Origin of the sequence: Pseudomonas moorei (genome assembly GCF_008801475.1) — a bacterium.
Classification (GTDB): Bacteria; Pseudomonadota; Gammaproteobacteria; order Pseudomonadales; family Pseudomonadaceae; genus Aquipseudomonas; species Aquipseudomonas moorei.
In genome coordinates this window covers 48,350-67,852 of the sequence record NZ_VZPP01000012.1, presented here as the reverse complement: position 1 = coordinate 67,852, position 19,503 = coordinate 48,350, and the positions used below count along the sequence as shown (strand labels likewise).

13 protein-coding genes are annotated in these 19,503 nt (G+C 61.2%); 8 read left to right on the top strand and 5 right to left on the bottom strand.

Going from position 1 to position 19,503, the window contains the following annotated elements; translation table 11 throughout:
- Positions 1-194: 194 nt before the first annotated feature.
- The 7 genes from F7R06_RS22615 to cmoB all read left to right on the top strand — a co-directional run bounded on the left by F7R06_RS22615 (position 195) and on the right by cmoB (position 10,111).
- Positions 195-1,577, top strand: coding sequence for a carbohydrate porin (locus F7R06_RS22615; protein ID WP_090316641.1), 1,383 nt, complete (start codon positions 195-197; stop codon positions 1,575-1,577).
- A 212-nt stretch (positions 1,578-1,789) separates the two neighbouring features.
- Positions 1,790-4,201: a glucose/quinate/shikimate family membrane-bound PQQ-dependent dehydrogenase gene (locus F7R06_RS22610; protein WP_090316638.1), complete on the top strand. Its 2,412-nt coding sequence runs from the start codon at positions 1,790-1,792 to the stop codon at positions 4,199-4,201.
- A gap of 307 nt (positions 4,202-4,508) precedes the next feature.
- Entirely contained in the window at positions 4,509-6,926 is a 2,418-nt protein-coding gene (lon, locus tag F7R06_RS22605; RefSeq protein WP_090316635.1) for an endopeptidase La, read from the top strand.
- Positions 6,927-7,142: 216 nt separating this feature from the next.
- On the top strand, positions 7,143-7,535 hold the full coding sequence (locus F7R06_RS22600; RefSeq protein ID WP_090316632.1) for a protease inhibitor I42 family protein: 393 nt from the start codon (positions 7,143-7,145) through the stop codon (positions 7,533-7,535).
- Between the two features lie 2 nt (positions 7,536-7,537).
- The gene (locus F7R06_RS22595) at positions 7,538-8,173 is read left to right on the top strand and encodes a lysoplasmalogenase (protein ID WP_090316629.1); all 636 of its coding nucleotides are present in this window, start codon (positions 7,538-7,540) and stop codon (positions 8,171-8,173) included.
- A 205-nt stretch (positions 8,174-8,378) separates the two neighbouring features.
- Positions 8,379-9,158, top strand: a complete 780-nt coding sequence (gene cmoA, locus F7R06_RS22590; RefSeq protein ID WP_174552466.1) for a carboxy-S-adenosyl-L-methionine synthase CmoA — start codon at positions 8,379-8,381, stop codon at positions 9,156-9,158.
- Complete coding sequence (gene cmoB, locus F7R06_RS22585; protein WP_090316623.1) at positions 9,155-10,111, top strand: tRNA 5-methoxyuridine(34)/uridine 5-oxyacetic acid(34) synthase CmoB; 957 nt, start codon at positions 9,155-9,157, stop codon at positions 10,109-10,111. The genes cmoA and cmoB overlap by 4 nt, the downstream gene beginning before the upstream one ends.
- 126 nt (positions 10,112-10,237) lie before the next feature.
- Here the strand turns inward: cmoB and tadA are convergent, their stop codons facing one another.
- Positions 10,238-10,735, bottom strand: a complete 498-nt coding sequence (tadA, locus tag F7R06_RS22580) for a tRNA adenosine(34) deaminase TadA (RefSeq protein WP_047538171.1) — start codon at positions 10,733-10,735, stop codon at positions 10,238-10,240.
- Positions 10,735-12,111, bottom strand: coding sequence for a multicopper oxidase family protein (locus F7R06_RS22575; RefSeq protein ID WP_090316621.1), 1,377 nt, complete (start codon positions 12,109-12,111; stop codon positions 10,735-10,737). The genes tadA and F7R06_RS22575 overlap by 1 nt, the downstream gene beginning before the upstream one ends.
- A gap of 188 nt (positions 12,112-12,299) precedes the next feature.
- On the opposite strand from F7R06_RS22575, the gene F7R06_RS22570 reads away from it, so the two are divergent.
- Complete coding sequence (locus F7R06_RS22570) at positions 12,300-15,302, top strand: membrane-targeted effector domain-containing toxin (protein ID WP_090316618.1); 3,003 nt, start codon at positions 12,300-12,302, stop codon at positions 15,300-15,302.
- A gap of 121 nt (positions 15,303-15,423) precedes the next feature.
- Here F7R06_RS22570 and guaA read toward each other — a convergent pair whose 3' ends face one another.
- The 3 genes from guaA to F7R06_RS22555 form a co-directional block, all read right to left on the bottom strand.
- A complete protein-coding gene (gene guaA / locus F7R06_RS22565) occupies positions 15,424-17,001 on the bottom strand; it encodes a glutamine-hydrolyzing GMP synthase (protein ID WP_090316616.1) in 1,578 nt (525 codons plus the stop codon).
- 98 nt (positions 17,002-17,099) lie between these two features.
- Positions 17,100-18,569 (bottom strand): IMP dehydrogenase, encoded by a 1,470-nt coding sequence (gene guaB / locus F7R06_RS22560; RefSeq protein ID WP_090316613.1) that lies wholly within the window; start codon positions 18,567-18,569, stop codon positions 17,100-17,102.
- Between the two features lie 242 nt (positions 18,570-18,811).
- Positions 18,812-19,360, bottom strand: coding sequence for a sugar ABC transporter ATPase (locus F7R06_RS22555; RefSeq protein ID WP_090316610.1), 549 nt, complete (start codon positions 19,358-19,360; stop codon positions 18,812-18,814).
- Positions 19,361-19,503: the final 143 nt, after the last annotated feature.

Genomic DNA, 19,503 nt, shown 5'->3' with positions numbered 1-19,503 from the left:
TTCAAGTCCATCGCGAGCAGGCTCGTTCCAACAATTGTTACCGAATCCGAAAGAATTCATCTCAACAAAGCGCTTTCTCTATTTGTAACAGAACATTATCCTTGCGCCCGCCTTAGCTGAAACGCTTCCGCTGATTCGCATCACGCCCTGCTGATTCCGATTATTCCCAGAAAAAGATCAAGAATTCCCCCTCTATGCCTGATTTCAAACTTCCGAAAGACAGCGCTGTCTTAATGCCTGTTGCCTGCCGAAAAGCCCTGAACCTGATCGGCGGATTGACCGTGATGAGCCTCGCCACCTGCGCCCAGGCCGCTACGGCCTTTGATGGCAACTCACCGTGGATGCTCGGCGACTGGAACGGCACGCGTACCGAACTGGCGGAAAAAGGCTACGACTTCAAACTCGATTACACCGGCGAAATGGGCAGCAACCTGCACGGCGGCTACGACCACGATCGCACTGCGCGCTACAGCGACCAGTTCGGCCTCGGTACGCATCTGGATCTGCAGAAGATCCTCGGCTGGAACGACGCCGAATTTCAGCTGACCGTGACCGAACGCAGCGGCAACAACATCAGCAACGACCGGATCAACGATCCGCGGGTCGGCGGCTTCACCTCGGCCCAGGAAGTCTGGGGCCGTGGCCAGACCTGGCGCCTGACACAGATGTGGTATCAGCAGAAATTCCTCGACCAGGCACTCGACATCAAGGTCGGCCGCTTTGGCGAGGGCGAGGACTTCAACAGCTTCCCTTGCGACTTCCAGAACCTGGCGTTCTGCGGCTCCCAGGTCGGCAACTGGGCCGGCGGCATCTGGTACAACTGGCCGGTCAGCCAATGGGCCATGCGGGTCAAATATCACCTGACGTCCGAGCTGTACGCGCAGGTCGGTGCCTATGAGCAAAACCCGTCGAACCTCGACCGCGACAACGGCTTCAAACTCAGCGGCAGCGGCACCCAGGGCATGGTCCTGCCGGTGGAACTGGTGTGGACGCCGAAGCTCAACGGCCTGCCCGGCGAATACCGCGCCGGTTACTACTACAGCAGCGCCAAGGCCACCGACGTCTACAAGGACAGCAACGGTCAGCCCGCAGCCCTGAGCGGCGAGGCCTACCGTAGCGCGTCAAGCAAGCACGGTGTATGGCTCGGCCTTCAGCAGCAGGTCACCAGCGTCGCCAGCGATAACACCCGCGGCTTGAGCCTGTTCGCCAACGGCACGATGCACGACAAGAAAACCAACGCCATCGACAACTACGTCCAGGCCGGCCTCGTCTACAAAGGCCTGTTCGATGCCCGTGCCAAGGATGACATCGGCTTCGCCCTGGCCCGCGTCCACGTCAACCCGGCGTACCGCAAGAATGCCGAGGCGACCAATCAGGCCCATGCCGTTTTCGACTACGACGACCCGGCCTTCCTGCCGCCCCAGGACACCGAATACAGCGCCGAACTCTATTACGGCGTGCACGTCACGAACTGGCTCACCGTGCGCCCGAACCTGCAGTACATCCGCCATCCCGGTGGCGTGGACCAGGTCGACGACGCGCTGATTGGCGGGATCAAGGTCCAGTCGTCGTTCTGACCAATGCCACAAAACCTGTAGGAGCGAGCCTGCTCGCGATGGTCGTCAACGATAACGTTGGTTGCCTGACACCCCCGGGTAGTTCTCGGGTCCATCGCGAGCAGGCTCGCTCCTACAGGGATCACCGTTTTTATCTGAACCATGCCCGCGCGGGATCGTCATCTACAGTGAACTGACGCGGGACTACTTGAAACGTCACGGAGAATCACACTATGAGCACTGATGGTGCCTTGGGTCGAAGCCGGATATGGCCGACCCTGCTCGGCATACTGCTTCTGCTAATGGGCCTGGCCATGCTGGCCGGGGGAATCAAGCTGAGCATGCTCGGCGGCTCGCTGTACTACCTGCTGGCCGGTATCGGCATCGCGCTTACCGGCGTGCTGCTGATCACTGCCCGTCGCGCGGCACTGGGCCTGTACGCGCTGGTGCTGTTCGCCAGCACGGTCTGGGCCTTGTGGGAAATCGGCCTCGACTGGTGGCAACTGGTGCCGCGTCTGGCACTGTGGTTCGCCCTGGGCGTGGTGATGTTGTTGCCGTGGTTCCGTCGTCCATTGCTGCGTGACGGCACCGCACCACTGGGCACCGGTGCATTGAGCGTGGCCGTGGTGCTGGCGGGTGCAACCGCCATCGCCAGCCAGTTCACCCATCCCGGTGAAGTCCTTGGCGAGTTGGGTCGCGACAGCGCCGACATGACCAGCACGGCGCCAGCCATGCCCGAGGGCGACTGGCAAGCCTATGGCCGCACCGAATTCGGTGATCGCTACTCGCCGCTCAAGCAAATCACCCCCGGTAACGTCGGCAAGTTGCAGGAAGCCTGGCGTATCCGCACCGGCGACCTGCCGACCGCCGATGACCCGGTGGAACTGACCAACGAGAACACGCCGCTCAAAGCCAATGGCATGCTCTACGCCTGTACCGCTCACAGCAAGGTATTGGCGCTGGACCCGGACACCGGCAAGGAAATCTGGCGCTTCGACCCGCAGATCAAGAGCCCGGTGGGCTTCAAGGGTTTCGCCCACATGACCTGCCGTGGCGTGTCGTACTACGACGAAGCGGCCTACGCCAAGTCGGAAAACGCCGCATCGGCCGTCATCTCCGAGGCCGGCAAAGCGGTGGCCCAGGCTTGCCCGCGTCGTCTGTACCTGCCAACCGCCGACGCTCGCCTGATCGCACTGAATGCCGACACCGGCAAGGTCTGCGAAGGCTTCGGCAATAACGGCGTGGTGGACCTGACCCAAGGCATTGGCCCCTTCACGCCGGGTGGCTACTACTCCACCTCGCCGGCCGCGATCACCCGTGACCTGGTGATCATGGGTGGCCACGTCACCGACAACGAATCGACCAACGAGCCGTCCGGCGTGATCCGTGCCTATGACGTGCGCGACGGTCACCTGGTGTGGAACTGGGACAGCAACAACCCGGACGCCACCGAGCCTTTGGCACCGGGCCAGATCTACAGCCGCAACTCGGCGAACATGTGGTCGCTGGCCAGCGTCGACGAAAAACTCGGCATGGTTTACCTGCCGCTGGGCAATCAGACGCCCGATCAGTGGGGCGCGGACCGCACCCCTGGCGCCGAAAAATTCAGCGCCGGCCTGGTCGCTCTGGATCTGGCCACCGGCAAGGTGCGCTGGAACTACCAGTTCACCCACCATGACCTGTGGGACATGGACGTCGGCAGCCAGCCAACCCTGCTGGACATGAAGACCGCTGACGGCGTGAAACCTGCGCTGATCGCACCGACCAAGCAAGGAAGCCTGTATGTCCTTGACCGTCGCGACGGCACGCCGATCATTCCGATCCATGAAATCCCGGTCCCGCAAGGCGCCGTGAAGGGTGACCACACCGCACCGACCCAGGCCCGTTCGGACCTGAACCTGCTGGCCCCGGAACTGACCGAAAAAGCCATGTGGGGTGCCAGTCCGTTCGACCAGATGCTGTGCCGCATCCAGTTCAAGGAACTGCGTTACGAAGGCCAGTACACTCCTCCGTCGGAACAGGGCAGCCTGATCTATCCAGGTAACGTCGGCGTGTTCAACTGGGGTGGCGTGTCGGTCGACCCGGTTCGCCAGATGCTGTTCACCAGCCCGAACTACATGGCCTTCGTCTCGAAGATGGTGCCACGCGCCCAAGTCGCGGCCGGCAGCAAGCGCGAGAGCGAAACCGCTGGCGTGCAGCCGAACACCGGCGCCCCGTACGCGGTGATCATGCACCCGTTCATGTCGCCGTTCGGCGTGCCATGCCAGGCGCCGTCCTGGGGTTACGTGGCCGGTATCGACCTGACCACCAGCAAAATCGTGTGGAAACGCAAGAACGGCACCAGCCGCGACAGCTCGCCGCTGCCGATCGGCCTGCCCCTGGGCGTGCCAAGCATGGGCGGCTCGATGGTTACCGCCGGCGGCGTCGGCTTCCTCAGCGGCACCCTGGACCAGTTCCTGCGCGCCTATGACGTCAACACCGGCAAGGAACTCTGGAAATCGCGCCTGCCGGCCGGCGGCCAGGCGACACCGATGACCTACACCGGCAAGGACGGCAAACAATACGTGCTGCTCGTGGTCGGCGGTCATGGTTCGCTGGGGACCAAGATGGGTGACTATGTGATTGCGTACAAACTGCCGGAATAAGATTTAGCGGCAGTAAAACGAAAGGCGACGCCCGTGAGGACGTCGCCTTTTTTTGTGGCCGCAGATTTCAAAGCTCCACACGCCCCCTGTGGGAGATTGCTCGCGATGGTGTGTCAGCTACGTTGGTGTCAACTGACACTCCATCGCGAGCAGGCTCGCTCCCACAATTGACCGCGCAAAGCCGTGGTTCAGCTAACCTGAATCCCTGCTGAATACACCTTGGAATGACCGGTTAATGCCCAGGCATCATTGAAACCACCGCCAACCTGCCCCATCTAAGACCCATACCCATTGCGCAGGTGCCCAAATGAGCGACCAGCAAGAATTCCCCGAAGACCCGAGCGAATACGCCGATCCGGAAAACGCGACCCATCACTCCACCGGTAAAGGCCTCGCCCTGCCTGGCCAGAACCTGCCGGACAAGGTCTACATCATCCCGATCCACAACCGACCGTTCTTCCCGGCCCAAGTGCTGCCGGTGATCGTCAATGAAGAACCCTGGGCCGAAACCCTCGACCTGGTCGCCAAATCCGATCACCACTCCCTGGCCCTGTTCTACATGGACACGCCCCAGGAAGACCCGCGCCATTTCGACACCTCGGCCCTGCCGCTCTACGGCACCCTGGTCAAGGTGCATCACGCCAGCCGCGAAAACGGCAAGCTGCAGTTCGTCGCCCAGGGCCTGACCCGCGTGCGTCTGAAGACCTGGCTCAAACACCATCGCCCACCGTACCTGGTGGAAGTCGAATACCCGCACCAGCCCACCGAGCCGACCGACGAGGTCAAGGCCTACGGCATGGCGCTGATCAATGCGATCAAGGAATTGCTGCCGCTCAACCCGCTGTACAGCGAAGAACTGAAGAATTACCTCAACCGCTTCAGCCCCAACGATCCATCGCCTTTGACCGATTTCGCCGCTGCCCTGACCTCGGCCACCGGCAGCGAACTGCAGGAAGTGCTCGATTGCGTACCGATGCTCAAGCGCATGGAAAAAGTCCTGCCGATGCTGCGCAAGGAAGTCGAGGTTGCGCGCCTGCAAAAGGAAATTTCCGCCGAAGTTAACCGCAAGATCGGCGAACATCAGCGCGAGTTCTTCCTCAAGGAACAGCTCAAGGTCATCCAGCAGGAGCTGGGGCTGACCAAGGATGACCGCAGCGCTGACCTCGAACAGTTCGAACAGCGCCTGGTGGGTAAAGTCCTGCCGGTGCAGGTGCAGAAGCGCCTCGAAGAGGAAATGAACAAGCTGTCGATCCTCGAGACCGGCTCGCCGGAGTATGCCGTCACCCGCAATTACATCGACTGGGCGACCTCGGTGCCGTGGGGCGTGTACGGCGAGGACAAACTCGACCTCAAGTACGCGCGCAAGGTGCTGGACAAGCACCATGCCGGCCTCGAGGACATCAAGGACCGCATCCTCGAATTCCTCGCAGTCGGTGCCTATAAAGGCGAGATCAGCGGCTCGATCGTGCTGCTGGTCGGGCCGCCGGGCGTGGGCAAGACCAGCGTCGGCAAATCCATCGCCGAATCCCTCGGCCGGCCGTTCTACCGCTTCAGCCTCGGCGGCATGCGCGACGAAGCCGAGATCAAGGGCCATCGCCGCACGTACATCGGTGCGCAGCCGGGCAAACTGGTGCAGGCGTTGAAAGACGTCGAAGTGATGAACCCGGTGATCATGCTCGACGAGATCGACAAGATGGGCCAGAGCTACCAGGGCGACCCGGCCTCGGCGCTGCTGGAAACCCTCGATCCGGAGCAGAACGTCGAATTCCTCGACCATTACCTCGACTTGCGTATGGACCTGTCGAAGGTGCTGTTCATCTGCACCGCCAACACCCTGGATTCGATCCCCGGGCCGTTGCTTGACCGGATGGAAGTGATTCGCCTGTCGGGCTATATCACCGAAGAAAAAGTCGCCATCGCCAAGCGTCACCTGTGGCCCAAACAGCTTGAGAAGGCCGGTGTATCCAAGGGCAGCCTGAGCATCAGCGACAGCGCGCTCAAGGCATTGATCGACGGTTATGCCCGCGAAGCCGGTGTCCGCCAGCTGGAAAAAAACCTCGGCAAACTGGTGCGCAAAGCGGTGATCAAGCTGCTCGACGACCCGAATGCGGTGATCAAGCTTGGCCCCAAAGACCTCGAAAGCTCGCTCGGCAAACCGGTGTTCCGCAACGAGCAAGTGCTGTCGGGCACTGGCGTGATTACCGGGCTGGCCTGGACCAGCATGGGCGGCGCCACCCTGCCGATCGAAGCGACGCGCATCCATACCTTGAACCGTGGGTTCAAACTCACCGGGCAACTGGGGGATGTGATGAAAGAGTCCGCGGAAATCGCCTACAGCTACGTCAGTTCCAATCTGAAGTCGTTTGGCGGTGATCCGAAGTTCTTCGACGAGGCTTTCGTGCACCTGCACGTACCGGAAGGCGCCACCCCGAAAGACGGCCCGAGCGCCGGTGTGACCATGGCCAGCGCCCTGCTGTCGCTGGCGCGTAACCAGCCGCCGAAAAAAGGCGTGGCAATGACCGGTGAGCTGACATTGACCGGGCACGTGCTGCCGATTGGCGGGGTACGCGAAAAGGTCATCGCGGCGCGGCGGCAGAAGATCTTCGAGTTGATTCTGCCGGAGGCCAACCGGGGTAATTTCGAGGAGCTGCCGGAGTACCTGAAGGAAGGCATTACCGTGCACTTCGCCAAGCGGTTTGCGGATGTGGCGAAGGTACTTTTCTGATAGCCCTGTAGCGACTGTTTGATTGCTTTCGCGGGCAAGCCCGCTCCCAAAGGATTTTGCGGTGAACACACAATATGTGAGCACCGCTGAACACTGTGGGAGCGGGCTTGCCCGCGAAGGCGTCCGCCCTGCCACCACATCCTTCTGCGACTGTCACACCCTGTCTCATCTCAGTTATGCTCGCCGTTCGTCGTGAACGCCGGAGCCATTGACCTTATGTCCCCCACCCGCCTGTTTGTCCCCCTCGCCCTCGCGCTGTTGGCCGCCTGTGCCACTCAACCGAAGCAGAATGTGACCGTGGAAAAACAAAGCGAATGCCCGGTGAAACTCGCCAACGGGCAAAACCTGATCCTGACCCTGCCGAGCAATCCGACCACGGGTTACCGCTGGGCCATTCAGGATTCGGCCGGCGGCGTGTTGCGTGCGCTCAGCCCCGAGGTCTATACCAACCCGGAAGATGCCGGGGTGGTCGGCGCGGCCGGGGTTTCCACCTGGCGCTTTCAGGCCTTCGCCACCGGGACCGGGCGTTTGCGCCTGACTTCACAACAGCCTTGGGCACCGGAAGTGCTGCCGGTGGACTCTTTCGACTGCAGCATCTCGGTTAACTGACCGTGGGCTGGCTGATTCTGGCGCTCATGGGCGCAGTGACGTTCCTCTACGGCCTGAGCGTGCACGCCGCGCTGCTGTGCTTGCTGGTCAAGCCGCTGCCGGTCCTGGCGCTGCTCGGCTGGTTGCACGACGCGCCACCGAGCGAATATCGGCGCTGGATCAGCCTCGGCTTGATCTTCTCCCTGCTCGGCGATGTGCTGCTGGCGTGGCCGGGGGATTTGTTCGTGTTCGGCCTCGGGGCGTTCCTGGTCGCGCATCTGGCTTACTTGAAAGCGTATTTGAGCGATTGTCGGCGCCTGGCCGTATTGCCGCTGATCCTGGCCATGGGCGTCGGCGCCGTGTTGCTGGGGATTCTGATTTCTCATGGACTTGGGCCGTTGCTGATCCCGGTGATCGTCTATGGCCTGGCCATCAGCACCATGCTCTGGCGCGCACTGGCCCGACTCGGCACCGACGTGCCCAAGCGCTCGGCGTTGCTCGCAGCGGGCGGCGCCGTGGCGTTTGTGTTTTCCGACAGCGTGATTGGCATCAGTCGCTTTGTGGTGCCGTTCGAAGCCGCGCCGTATGTGATTATCCTCAGCTATTGGCTGGGGCAATGGGGGATCACCGCTTCGGCGTTCACCCAAAACAAGCGCTAACCCCTGTGGCGAGGGAGCTTGTCGGATCGCCGCACCGTCCCGTTCGGCGGCGCAGCCGTCGTAAATGCGGCTGATGAAGTAGTCCTGATAAAACAAAGGTGAATGGTTTGAGGGCCGCTGCGCAGCCCAGCGGGAGCAAGCTCCCTCGCCACAAAGCCTTCGCTTTATCAGACAACCCGCGCATCCCCGCGCCAACTTGGCTAAAATGCCGGCCTTTTCCACCTACGCCGCTGGAACCGCCGTGAGCAAAGAACCCGATCGCCTTTTCGCCCAGCCTTTGGCCCAGGTGCCTGACTTCGCCTTCAACGAGGACGTGGTGCGGGTGTTCCCGGACATGATCAAGCGCTCGGTGCCAGGTTATCCGACCATCGTGGAAAACCTTGGCGTGCTCGCCGCGCAGTTCGCCCAGCCCAACAGTGTGCTCTATGACCTGGGTTCGTCGTTGGGTGCCGTGACCCAGGCCCTGCGTCGCCACGTGCGTACCGACGGTTGCCGGGTGATCGCTGTGGATAACTCGGCGGCCATGGTCGAGCGCTGCCGCGAGTATCTCAACGGTCAGGACTCGATGTTCCAGGAGTTGCTGCCGGTGGAAGTGATCGAAGGCGACATCCTCGCCCTCGACTTCCAGCCTGCCTCGGTGGTGGCGCTGAACTTCACCCTGCAATTCATCGCTCCGGAACACCGCACGGCATTGCTGTCGCGCATCCGTCAGTCGCTGCTGCCCGGCGGTGCGCTGATCCTCTCGGAAAAACTGCGCTTCAACGATCCCGAAGAGCACGCGTTGCTCACCGATCTGCACATCGCGTTCAAACGCGCCAACGGCTACAGCGAACTGGAAATCGCCCAGAAGCGCAGTGCCATCGAAAATGTCATGAAGCCCGACAGCCTCGAAGAACACCGCGAACGCCTGCTGGCCGCCGGGTTCTCGAAAGTCGTGCCGTGGTTCCAGTGTCTTAACTTTGCCTCGTTGATTGCCTTGCCATGATTGATCTGTCCCCTCTCGCCCGCCGTCTGGCGGGCACACCCTTGGCCGACTGGGCCAACACCCTGCAAGCGCAACTCGACAAGAAAATGGAAAAGGGTCACGGCGACCTGGAGCGCTGGCAAAGTGCGCTGGACGCCCTGCCGAACCTGCAGCCGAGCGAAGTCGATTTGCTCAACGGCTTGACACTGGACACCGATTGCGACGATGCCACCCGCGCGCAGATGCGCACGGCGTTGATGGGCCTGTCACCCTGGCGCAAAGGGCCGTTCGACCTGTTTGGCGTGCACGTCGACACCGAATGGCGCTCGGACTGGAAATGGTCGCGGGTGGCTCCGCACCTGGACCTCAAGGGCAAACGCATCCTCGATGTCGGCTGCGGCAACGGCTATTACATGTGGCGCATGCTCGGCGCCGGCGCGGACAGCGTGATCGGTGTCGATCCGAACTGGTTGTTCTTCTGCCAGTTCCAGGCCGTGCAGCGTTACCTGTCCGAGCCGAATGCCTGGCACCTGCCCTTCCCCTTCGAAGACCTGCCGCCGAACCTGGAAGGCTTCGATACGGTGTTTTCCATGGGCGTGTTCTACCACCGCCGCTCACCGATCGAGCATTTGCTGGCGCTGAAGGATTGCCTGGTCAAGGGCGGCGAACTGGTGCTGGAAACCCTGGTGGTCGAAGGCGACAAACACCAGGTGCTGGTGCCGGAAGACCGTTATGCGCAGATGCGCAACGTGTGGTTCCTGCCCTCGGTGCCGGCGCTGGAATTGTGGCTGCGCCGCGCCGGGTTCAGCGATGTGAAGTGCGTGGACGTAAGCGTGACCACGGTCGAGGAACAGCGCGGCACGGAGTGGATGAAGTATCAGTCGCTCAGTGATTTCCTCGATCCGCACGATCACAGCAAGACCATCGAAGGGCTGCCGGCGCCGATGCGGGCTGTGATTGTCGCTCGCAAATAAACGATGGAGATCCCTGTAGGAGCGAGCCTGCTCGCGATGGACTTGAAAGCGCCGCGTTCATTCAGAAAGCCCGCGTTATCGTTGCCCACCATCGCGAGCAGGCTCGCTCCTACAGGGGGTCGGTGTTCAGTCTGAAGGTTTGGCGCGCCGCGCCTTGAAAAACTCGCTCAACACCGCACCACACTCCTCCGCCAGCACCCCACCCTCATACAACACCCGGTGATTCAAGAAGCCCTGGGTGAAGAACTGTCCCTGGCTCTGCACGATTCCGGCTTTGGGCTCCAGCGCGCCATACACCACCCGCGCAATCCGCGAGTGCACGATCAGCCCGGCGCACATGCTGCACGGCTCCAGGGTCACGTACAGCGTGCTGCCCGGCAGGCGATAGTTGCTCACGGCCTGGGCGGCGGCGCGGATGGCGACCATCTCGGCGTGGGCGCTCGGGTCGTTGCCACTGATCGGGCAGTTGAAGCCGCGCCCGATGATTTCGCCGTCCTGCACCAGCACCGCGCCCACGGGCACTTCGCCCAATGCGGCGCCCTGGGCGGCCAGGGCCAGGGCTTCACGCATGAAATCGCGGTCACGGCTACGGTCGATGATGGCGGCGGGACGTATCTGACGCATCAGGCCACCTCGATCGCGGCCATCAGGCCGGTTTCCATGTGGTCGATCACATGGCAATGGAACATCCACACGCCCGGGTTATCCGCCACCAGTGCCACTTGCGCGCGCTCGTTCTTGCCCAACAGGTAGGTGTCGGTGAAGTACGGAACGACCTTGTGCCGGTTCGAGGCGATGACTTTGAAGCTCATGCCGTGCAGGTGGATCGGGTGCTGGTATTGAGTCATGTTTTTCAATTCGAAGATGTAACTCTTGCCCTTCTCGAGCCTGGCGATCGGCCGGTCGGCGCAGGTCTTGTCGGTGATGTCCCAGGCCTTGCCGTTGATCTGCCACAGGCTCGGGGGCTTGCCATTATCGACGTTTACCGACACCGAACCCACCCACTCGAAATTGAAGTTGAGTTTCTCGGCATTGGCCAGGTCCGGTTCGGCCACCGGGTTGGCGGGCAGCGCGGGTGGCCATTCGGTCGGCGCATCGGTATTGGCCACGGAGCGCAAGGTCGCCAACCGTACAGGGCCGTTGCGCAGCGACAACTCTTCGCCGACCGGTGGCGCCTTGATCGCCAGGCAAATGCGCATGCCGGGGCCGAGCCAGTATTCCTTGCCGAGCGGGCGCGGCTCGACCGGGTTGCCATCCAGCGCATAGATCTGCGCTTCGACACCGGGGATGTTCAGACGATAGGTCAGGGTGTTGTCGAGGTTGAGCAGGCGCACGCGGGTGATCTGGCCGGCGGGCAAATCGATCACCGCTTGCGGGACACCGTTGATGGTCGAAAGACGCCCCGCCGTGCCGCCACGGGCCGCCTCGCGAGGAACGCTGAACGCGACGAAAGCACCCTCTTCATCGACGTGCCAGCTCTTGAGGCTCAAGGTTTTTTCATACTTGAAACCGGTCGGCTCGCGCTCTTCGATGATCAGCGGGCCAACCAGGCCACGGCCGAGTTCTTCGCTGCTGTTCACATGGGGGTGATACCAGTAGCTGCCGGCGTCCGGCACACGGAATTTGTAGTCGAAGTATTCGCCCGGCAGCACCGGTAGTTGCGAAACGTAGGGCACGCCGTCCATTTCCAGCGGCAGGCGGATGCCATGCCAGTGAATGGTGGTGGCGACCGGCAGGTGGTTGATGAAGCGCACCCGCAGCCATTCGCCCTGACGTACCCGCAGCTCGGTGCCCGGCGCCGACGGGCCGAACGCCCAGGCTTGGGTTGTGTGTCCCGGCACCAGCTCGACGTCCAGCGGTGCGGCGATCAGCTCGTAGTCGTGACCCGCCTCGGCGCCGACCCTCTTGCCCAGCCAGTAACGCGACGCGCCACCCGCCCCCACGCCAACCACTACAAGACCGGCCAGACCACCGAGTATTTGTCGACGGGTAAAGGACATGTACTCAACTACCTCACGTATCAGCTTCGGGCCCTGGGCCCGCAAAAGGCGAATACGATACACCTGCAATTGCGAAACAGTAAGGGTGACGTGTGGCCGCACATCCTCCGAGGGCATAACTATGTAGTGCACATGCCTTGGGTGAACGGGGCATCCTGCGCTCCCTTCTTCTCAAGGAAAGAGAGTGCATGAACCTCAACGAAACACGCCCGCTGCCCAATGCCGCCGATAAAGCGGCGCTCAAGGCCATTGCTACCCGGATAATCCGGACCTGCCCCGGCCTGCAGGACACGGCCCACGAGGTGGCCAGTGACCTGCTGAAAAAGTCCGGCATCACCGGTCTCGATCCGGATCAGGTCTACTTCCACCGTTTCGACGCCTCCCAAAGCAGTTCGAAGGCCTTTACCGGCTGGGAGCACGTCCACGCCACGCCGACGTCCTCCATGACCCTGACGCAGTTGGTCATCCACCGCTTTCGCACCAGCGACCAGGACAACGCCGACCTGCTGGACGTCTATGCGGGCTTCTATACCGCCGGCGCTAACGCCGGGACCTACAATGAAACCAACGAAGTGCGCCTGCATGGCAACGAGGTGCTCAAGGCATTCTGGAGCCTCGATTTCAGTTCGATGTACCGCCAGCGCCTGATCACCTTCTGGAACACTTGCGCCGAAGACTTCCGCACCCTGGCCAAATGCAATTTCCTGATCCAGGCCGTGAAGTCCAGGGACGCGCGCCAGCTGAGCGACGAAGACTTTCAATTCGTCACCCATGCCGTAATGGGGCCGATCACCTGGCCGGTGGATCTGACGCTGCTGCAGGCACGGCATCCTTGTGCCGACAATGTCAGGACCCTGGACGTCGACGGTCACGTCGCCACCAACATCCTTCGTTTTGTCGCGCCCAGCGGCCGCCAGATTGTCTACCTGCCCGGTGAAGCCGTCGCCTTCAAGATGCTGGAAACCGCGACGGACATGCATTACTGGATACTGCAGGAAATGAACGAGGAAGCCGCGCGCCAGACGTTCATGACCCACTTTCCCCTGGCCGATCGCCAGACCATCGCCGAGCACATCACCGATATCATGAACAGGCTGGTCAGCACCTGGGGCCAATACGACCATCATCTGATCAACAAACAAAACCGGATCATCAGCGGCGATGCCTTCAGTTGGCTGTGCCATTCGAGCAAGAACGCCATGTTCGCCGAAGCCGAACTCTCCCTGACATCCAATGGCGATCTGCGCAAGAAACTGTGGATCGGTTACCTCAGCGCCGGCTTGAAAGTATTCGGCCCCATGGCGGTGGTCGGTTGGCCGGTTGCCCTGCCGCTGGTCGGCGCCAGTATCGCCAGCATGGGGTTGAACATCGACCAGGCGGTTAACGGAAAAACCGCCGTGGAGCGCAAGGCCGGCATTCTTGGCGCCGTGCTGGGCAGCATCGATTTGCTGTTCAACCTCCTGCTCCTCAAAGGGCCGGGATCACTGGAGGAAATCGCTCCGGGCAACCTCGATGAGCTCAAAGAGGCACTGGTTACCGAGGACTTGAAGCCCGTGGGCTTGCCCACCGAACCGCCCGTTGAACTGGACTCTTCCTTGTCTGAAACGTCGCAGCCCATGGAAATTCCCAAGCACTGGCAAGCCAATGAACTGCTCGAAGGTCGAACACCGATGAGTGAGTCCGGGCAATACCAGGGCATTTATCAACTCGATTCCAACCCTTCCACCGCCATCATGCTGGATGACACCGCCTACTACGTGCGCTATGAAGCCGACCCCAACGGCAGCGGGACCTGGGCCATCATTGATCCGGAAAACCCGCACGCGTTTTCAGGATCGCTGCCTGTGCGTCTCAATGCCCAGGGCGAGTGGGAGCTGGCACCTCGATCCGGACTCAAGGGCGGCGGCAACCGGCATCCGGGATCGTCGCAATCGCCTGCGCCTGCGCCGGGGCCTGCTTCTGTCCAAGAGCCGGCACAGCCCATCCTGCGCAGCCCCTCCACGCAATACGATAACGTTAACCGGTACCGTTTCAGGCAACTGGCGCTGGGTGAACCTGAAACCCATATCAAAGTCGTCCGTCAGCCAGATGGAAGTTTTCGCGGACTGAGCACCTACGAGGAGTACATCGCAGCCCCTCGCGCCAAGCTTTCACAGGACGCGCGTCTGTTCTTCGCTCACGACGGTTTCGCCGCTTCGCTACCGCCGCGCCCTGAGCTGCCTGCCGTGACGCCAGCCACCACTGCCGAACAATTGATCACGAAGGTATTTGAAGCGGCCCCCGGCCTGGTCATCGGCGAAAGCCAGGACCGCATCGCCAGCATGCGGTTTCTGATTGAGAACATGCCGGTCCTGGCCCGACAGGACGTCAAGACGATCTATTTCCATCGCCTGCTCAACGATTTCAACCAAGCGGAACTCGATCAATTCTTCAAGACCGGGTCAATGCCAAGCGATCTGGAAGCGTATTTGCAAAAGCTGCAAAGCGATCCCTCCGGACGCTTCACCCCACTCGAAGTGGTCAAGGCGGCTCAACAAAACGGTATTCGAATTCAGGCAACCGACTGTCTGGCCAGTTACCGCTACCCCGGCGCACCGCTTCCCGACATGCATGAGCAAGCCATCAAGACCTACCTCACCCACACCGTGATGCAGACCGACAAAGCGCTCAATGGAGCGAGCAAATGGGTGGTGCTGACGGATCAGGAAAACATCAATACCTTTCGCGGTATGCCTGGCATCAGCGAAATGCAGGGCGGTATCGGATTGCGCATCGAAGAGGTGTTGCCGGAAGAAAGCCTGCTGATTGAACAGGATCGAGGCATCGAGGTGGGTCGTGGCTTTGCCACTCAACCCGAATCCACCGAGGGAAACTTTGACACCCTGCACGCCGACTTGAGCCTGCAGATGCCACTGCCGTTGCTCGAAAGGACGTCAGAGGAACTGAGTCGGATGCTATTCAGGCAAGGCATGTTCACGTTTGAGAAGTCGAACGGTAACTGGACACTGATTCATCGCAGCAGAGACCGCCAGGTGGTCCGAACGCTGGTCGAGCGCACGGTTGATGGCAACTACCTGATCAATCGCCCCGCATGGACCGAAGTGCATCAGGTGCCCTACGCCAACATCACAGAACTGTCCTGGGGCCTCAGCCGCATGGGCATGCACCTTGAAGGCCGGTTGCCGTTGTAACTCCTCGGCTGCTTCGCTGGAGGACTCTGCCACTGAAATGCAAGAAGCCCTCGATCTCGCGATCGGGGGCTTCCCTTTTGTCACTCTCGTTTTGAGCCTGGGTTTACCGGCTCAATCTCGATCATTCCCACTCAATGGTCGCTGGCGGCTTGCTCGACACGTCGTAGGTGACGCGGGAGATGCCTTCGATCTCATTGATGATGCGGCCGCTGACGGTTTCCAGCAGTTCGTAAGGCAGGTGTGCCCAACGCGCGGTCATGAAGTCGATGGTTTCCACGGCACGCAGGGCCACGACCCAGGCGTAACGACGGCCATCACCCACCACGCCAACCGATTTCACAGGCTGGAACACCACGAATGCCTGGCTGACCTTGTGGTACCAGTCGGCCTTGCGCAGTTCTTCGATGAAGATGTGGTCGGCGCGACGCAGCAGGTCGGCGTATTCCTTCTTCACTTCACCGAGGATCCGCACGCCCAGGCCCGGGCCCGGGAACGGGTGACGGTAGACCATGTCGTACGGCAGGCCCAGCTCCAGGCCCAGACGACGGACTTCGTCCTTGAACAGCTCGCGCAGGGGTTCAACCAGCTTGAGGTTCATTTCTTCCGGCAGGCCACCCACGTTGTGGTGCGACTTGATCACGTGAGCCTTGCCGCTCTTGGCGCCAGCCGATTCGATCACGTCCGGGTAGATGGTGCCCTGGGCCAGGTACTTGATGTTGTCCAGCTTGCAGGATTCGGCATCGAACACGTCGATGAAGGTGCGGCCGATGATCTTGCGCTTCTTCTCCGGGTCGGACTCGCCGGCCAGGTTGTTGAGGAACTGCTCCTCGGCGTTGGCGCGGATCACCTTGACGCCCATGTTCTCGGCGAACATGGCCATCACTTGCTCGCCTTCGTGCAGACGCAGCAGACCATTGTCGACGAACACGCAGGTCAGCTGGTCGCCAATGGCCTTGTGCAGCAGCGCGGCAACCACCGACGAATCCACACCGCCGGACAGGCCGAGCAGCACGTTGTCGGTGCCGACCTGGGCACGCACCTGGGCGATGGCGTCTTCAGCGATTTTCGACGGGGTCCACAGGGCTTCGCAGCCGCAGATGTCGAGGATGAAGCGCGACAGGATGCGACCGCCCTGCTTGGTGTGGGTCACTTCCGGGTGGAACTGCACGCCGTAGTAGGCACGCTCGTCGTTGAACATGCCGGCAATCGGGCAGCTCGGGGTGCTGGCCAGGATGTGGAAGTCTTCCGGCATCCTGGTGACCTTGTCACCGTGGCTCATCCACACGTCGAGGCCGAACAGGCCGTCGGCGTCGATGTGGTCTTCGATGCCGTCGAGCAGGCGGCTCTTGCCGACCACGTCTACGCGGGCATAACCGAACTCACGCAGCTCGGAACCTTCTACCTTGCCGCCCAGTTGCTCGGCCATGGTCTGCATGCCGTAGCAGATGCCGAAAACCGGCACGCCCAGATCAAACACAGCTTGCGGGCAGCGAGGGCTGTTGGCTTCGTGCACGGACTCGGGGCCACCGGCGAGGATGACGCCTTTCGGAGCGAATTCGCGAATCGCTTCCTCGTCCATGTCGAACGGATGCAGTTCGCAGTACACACCGATTTCGCGAACGCGACGGGCGATCAGCTGGGTGTACTGGGAACCGAAGTCGAGGATCAGGATGCGGTGAGCGTGAATATCGAGGGCCATGATTCAGTCTCGTCTAAGTCATTCAGAAACAGTCGTGATTCAGAAACAACTCGGGGCTGAATAAAACAGCCCCGGTCGTTAACTTTTTGCTAGAAGGCTCAACCTACGCGGTAGTTTGGCGCTTCTTTGGTGATCTGCACGTCGTGAACGTGGGACTCGGCCATGCCAGCGCCGGTGATCCGCACGAACTCAGGCCGGGTGCGCATTTCTTCGATATTGGCGCTACCGGTGTAGCCCATGGAAGAACGCAGGCCGCCCATCAGTTGATGGATGATGGCGCTCAGGGTGCCCTTGTACGGAACACGCCCTTCGATGCCTTCCGGAACCAGCTTCTCGGCGCCTGCCGAGGAGTCCTGGAAGTAACGGTCGGAGGAGCCTTGAGCCTGGGACATGGCGCCCAGCGAACCCATGCCGCGATAAGCCTTGTACGAACGACCCTGGAACAGTTCGATCTCGCCCGGCGCTTCTTCAGTACCGGCGAACATCGAACCCATCATCACGCAGGAGGCACCGGCCACGATGGCCTTGGACAGGTCACCGGAGAAACGGATGCCGCCGTCGGCGATCAACGGAACGCCAGTGCCCTCAAGGGCAGCGGCAACGTTGGCGATGGCACTGATTTGCGGGACGCCGACACCGGCGACGATACGGGTGGTGCAGATCGAGCCAGGACCGATACCGACCTTGACCGCGTCAGCGCCGGCCTCGGCCAGGGCCTTGGCAGCAGCGCCGGTGGCGATGTTGCCGCCGATGACCTGCACTTCAGGGAAGTTCTGCTTGACCCAGCGAACGCGGTCGATCACGCCTTTGGAGTGACCGTGGGCAGTGTCGACCACCACCACGTCAACACCGGCGCTGACCAGGGCCGCGACGCGATCACCGGTGTCTTTACCGGTGCCGACGGCGGCGCCAACGCGCAGACGACCTTGATCGTCCTTGCTGGCCAGTGGGTAAGCCTTGGCTTTTTCGATGTCGTTGACGGTCATCATGCCCTTGAGGGCGAATTTGTCGTCGACGATCAGAACGCGTTCGATGCGGTGCTTGTGCAGCAGCTCGCGGACGTCGTTCTTGTCGGCGCCTTCCTTGACCGTGACCAGACGCTCTTTAGGCGTCATCACATCACGGACGGTGGCTTCCAGACGGTTCTCGAAACGTACGTCACGGGAGGTGACAATGCCGACCAGGTCGCCATTGTGCAGCACCGGAACGCCGGAGATGTTGTTCATGCGGGTCAATTCGAACAGCTCGCGCACGGTAGCGTCGGCGTCGATGGTGATCGGGTCCTTGACCACACCGGCTTCGTAACGCTTGACCTTGCGCACTTCGGCAGCTTGCTGCTCGATGGTCATGTTCTTGTGGATGATGCCGATACCACCTTCCTGAGCCATGGCAATTGCCAGACGGGCTTCAGTGACGGTGTCCATGGCAGCGGAAACCAGTGGGATATTCAGCTCGATGCCACGGGTAAGGCGGGTCTTGAGACTGACTTCGTTAGGAAGCACCTCGGAATAACCAGGCACTAGGAGAATGTCGTCGAATGTCAGAGCTTCTTGGCTGATACGCAGCATCGCGGGGGCTCCCGAGCGGGAAAATGGAAGCGCGCCATTATAGTCAGACACCCCCTCGGGTTCAATGTAAAACTCTGTCTATTATTGGCATTACTGATATACGGGGATCACAGCGGTACGGATTGCTGTTTTTTTGTGGGAGCGAGCCTGCTCGCGATGGTCGTGAACGATGACGCATGCTTCTTTCTGCAAACCAACGTCGCCTTCAGGTTTTTCGCGAGCAAGCTCGCTCCTACCGTTATTCAGAGTTCGACTTTGACCCAACTGACCGGCTGATCGAGCCAATCGGCAAACTCGTCCAGAAAGCTCTGCTTGAATCCGGCCTCGGCCCAGTTGTTGAAGATGAAGCCCAGGTTGGAAAAGCCGCATTCCTGCAGGAACAGAAAGCCGTTGATGTCGTCTTCATGTCCGCATTCCGGACATGTGAAGTTGTCGGTACGCCCCGGCATCCAGTCCTCCAGGCTCTCGAACAAGGCTTCACCAATTTCCCTGCGACACTCGGCACAACCGGCCTCGCCAAGAAATCCCTTGGCCGGTGTATAGATGCAGCGCTTGGTGACGATCTCCAGACCGTTGATCTGTTCGCCAAACGGCAGGGCTTCGGGGTGCAGGACCACATCACGGGCGCCCTCGGCGATGGCGTGGGCCATGCGATTGCCGGTGCGACCGCAGGTGGTCAGTTCTTCCTTGACGATGTTCTTGCGCACCAGCCAACGCACGATCGCCCGGGCCCGGGGTTCGTGTACCGGCAAGGTGGAAATTTTCGGGACGATGATGCTTTGGGAATTCATGGGGTACAGGCCTGGAGCATTGATAAATGACCTGTAGGAGCGAGCCTGCTCGCGATGGACGTTAACGATAACGCGCGGAGTCTGGTTCCCTGCGGCGTTCTTGAGTCCATCGCGAGCGGGCTCGCTCCTACAGGTATTGTGGC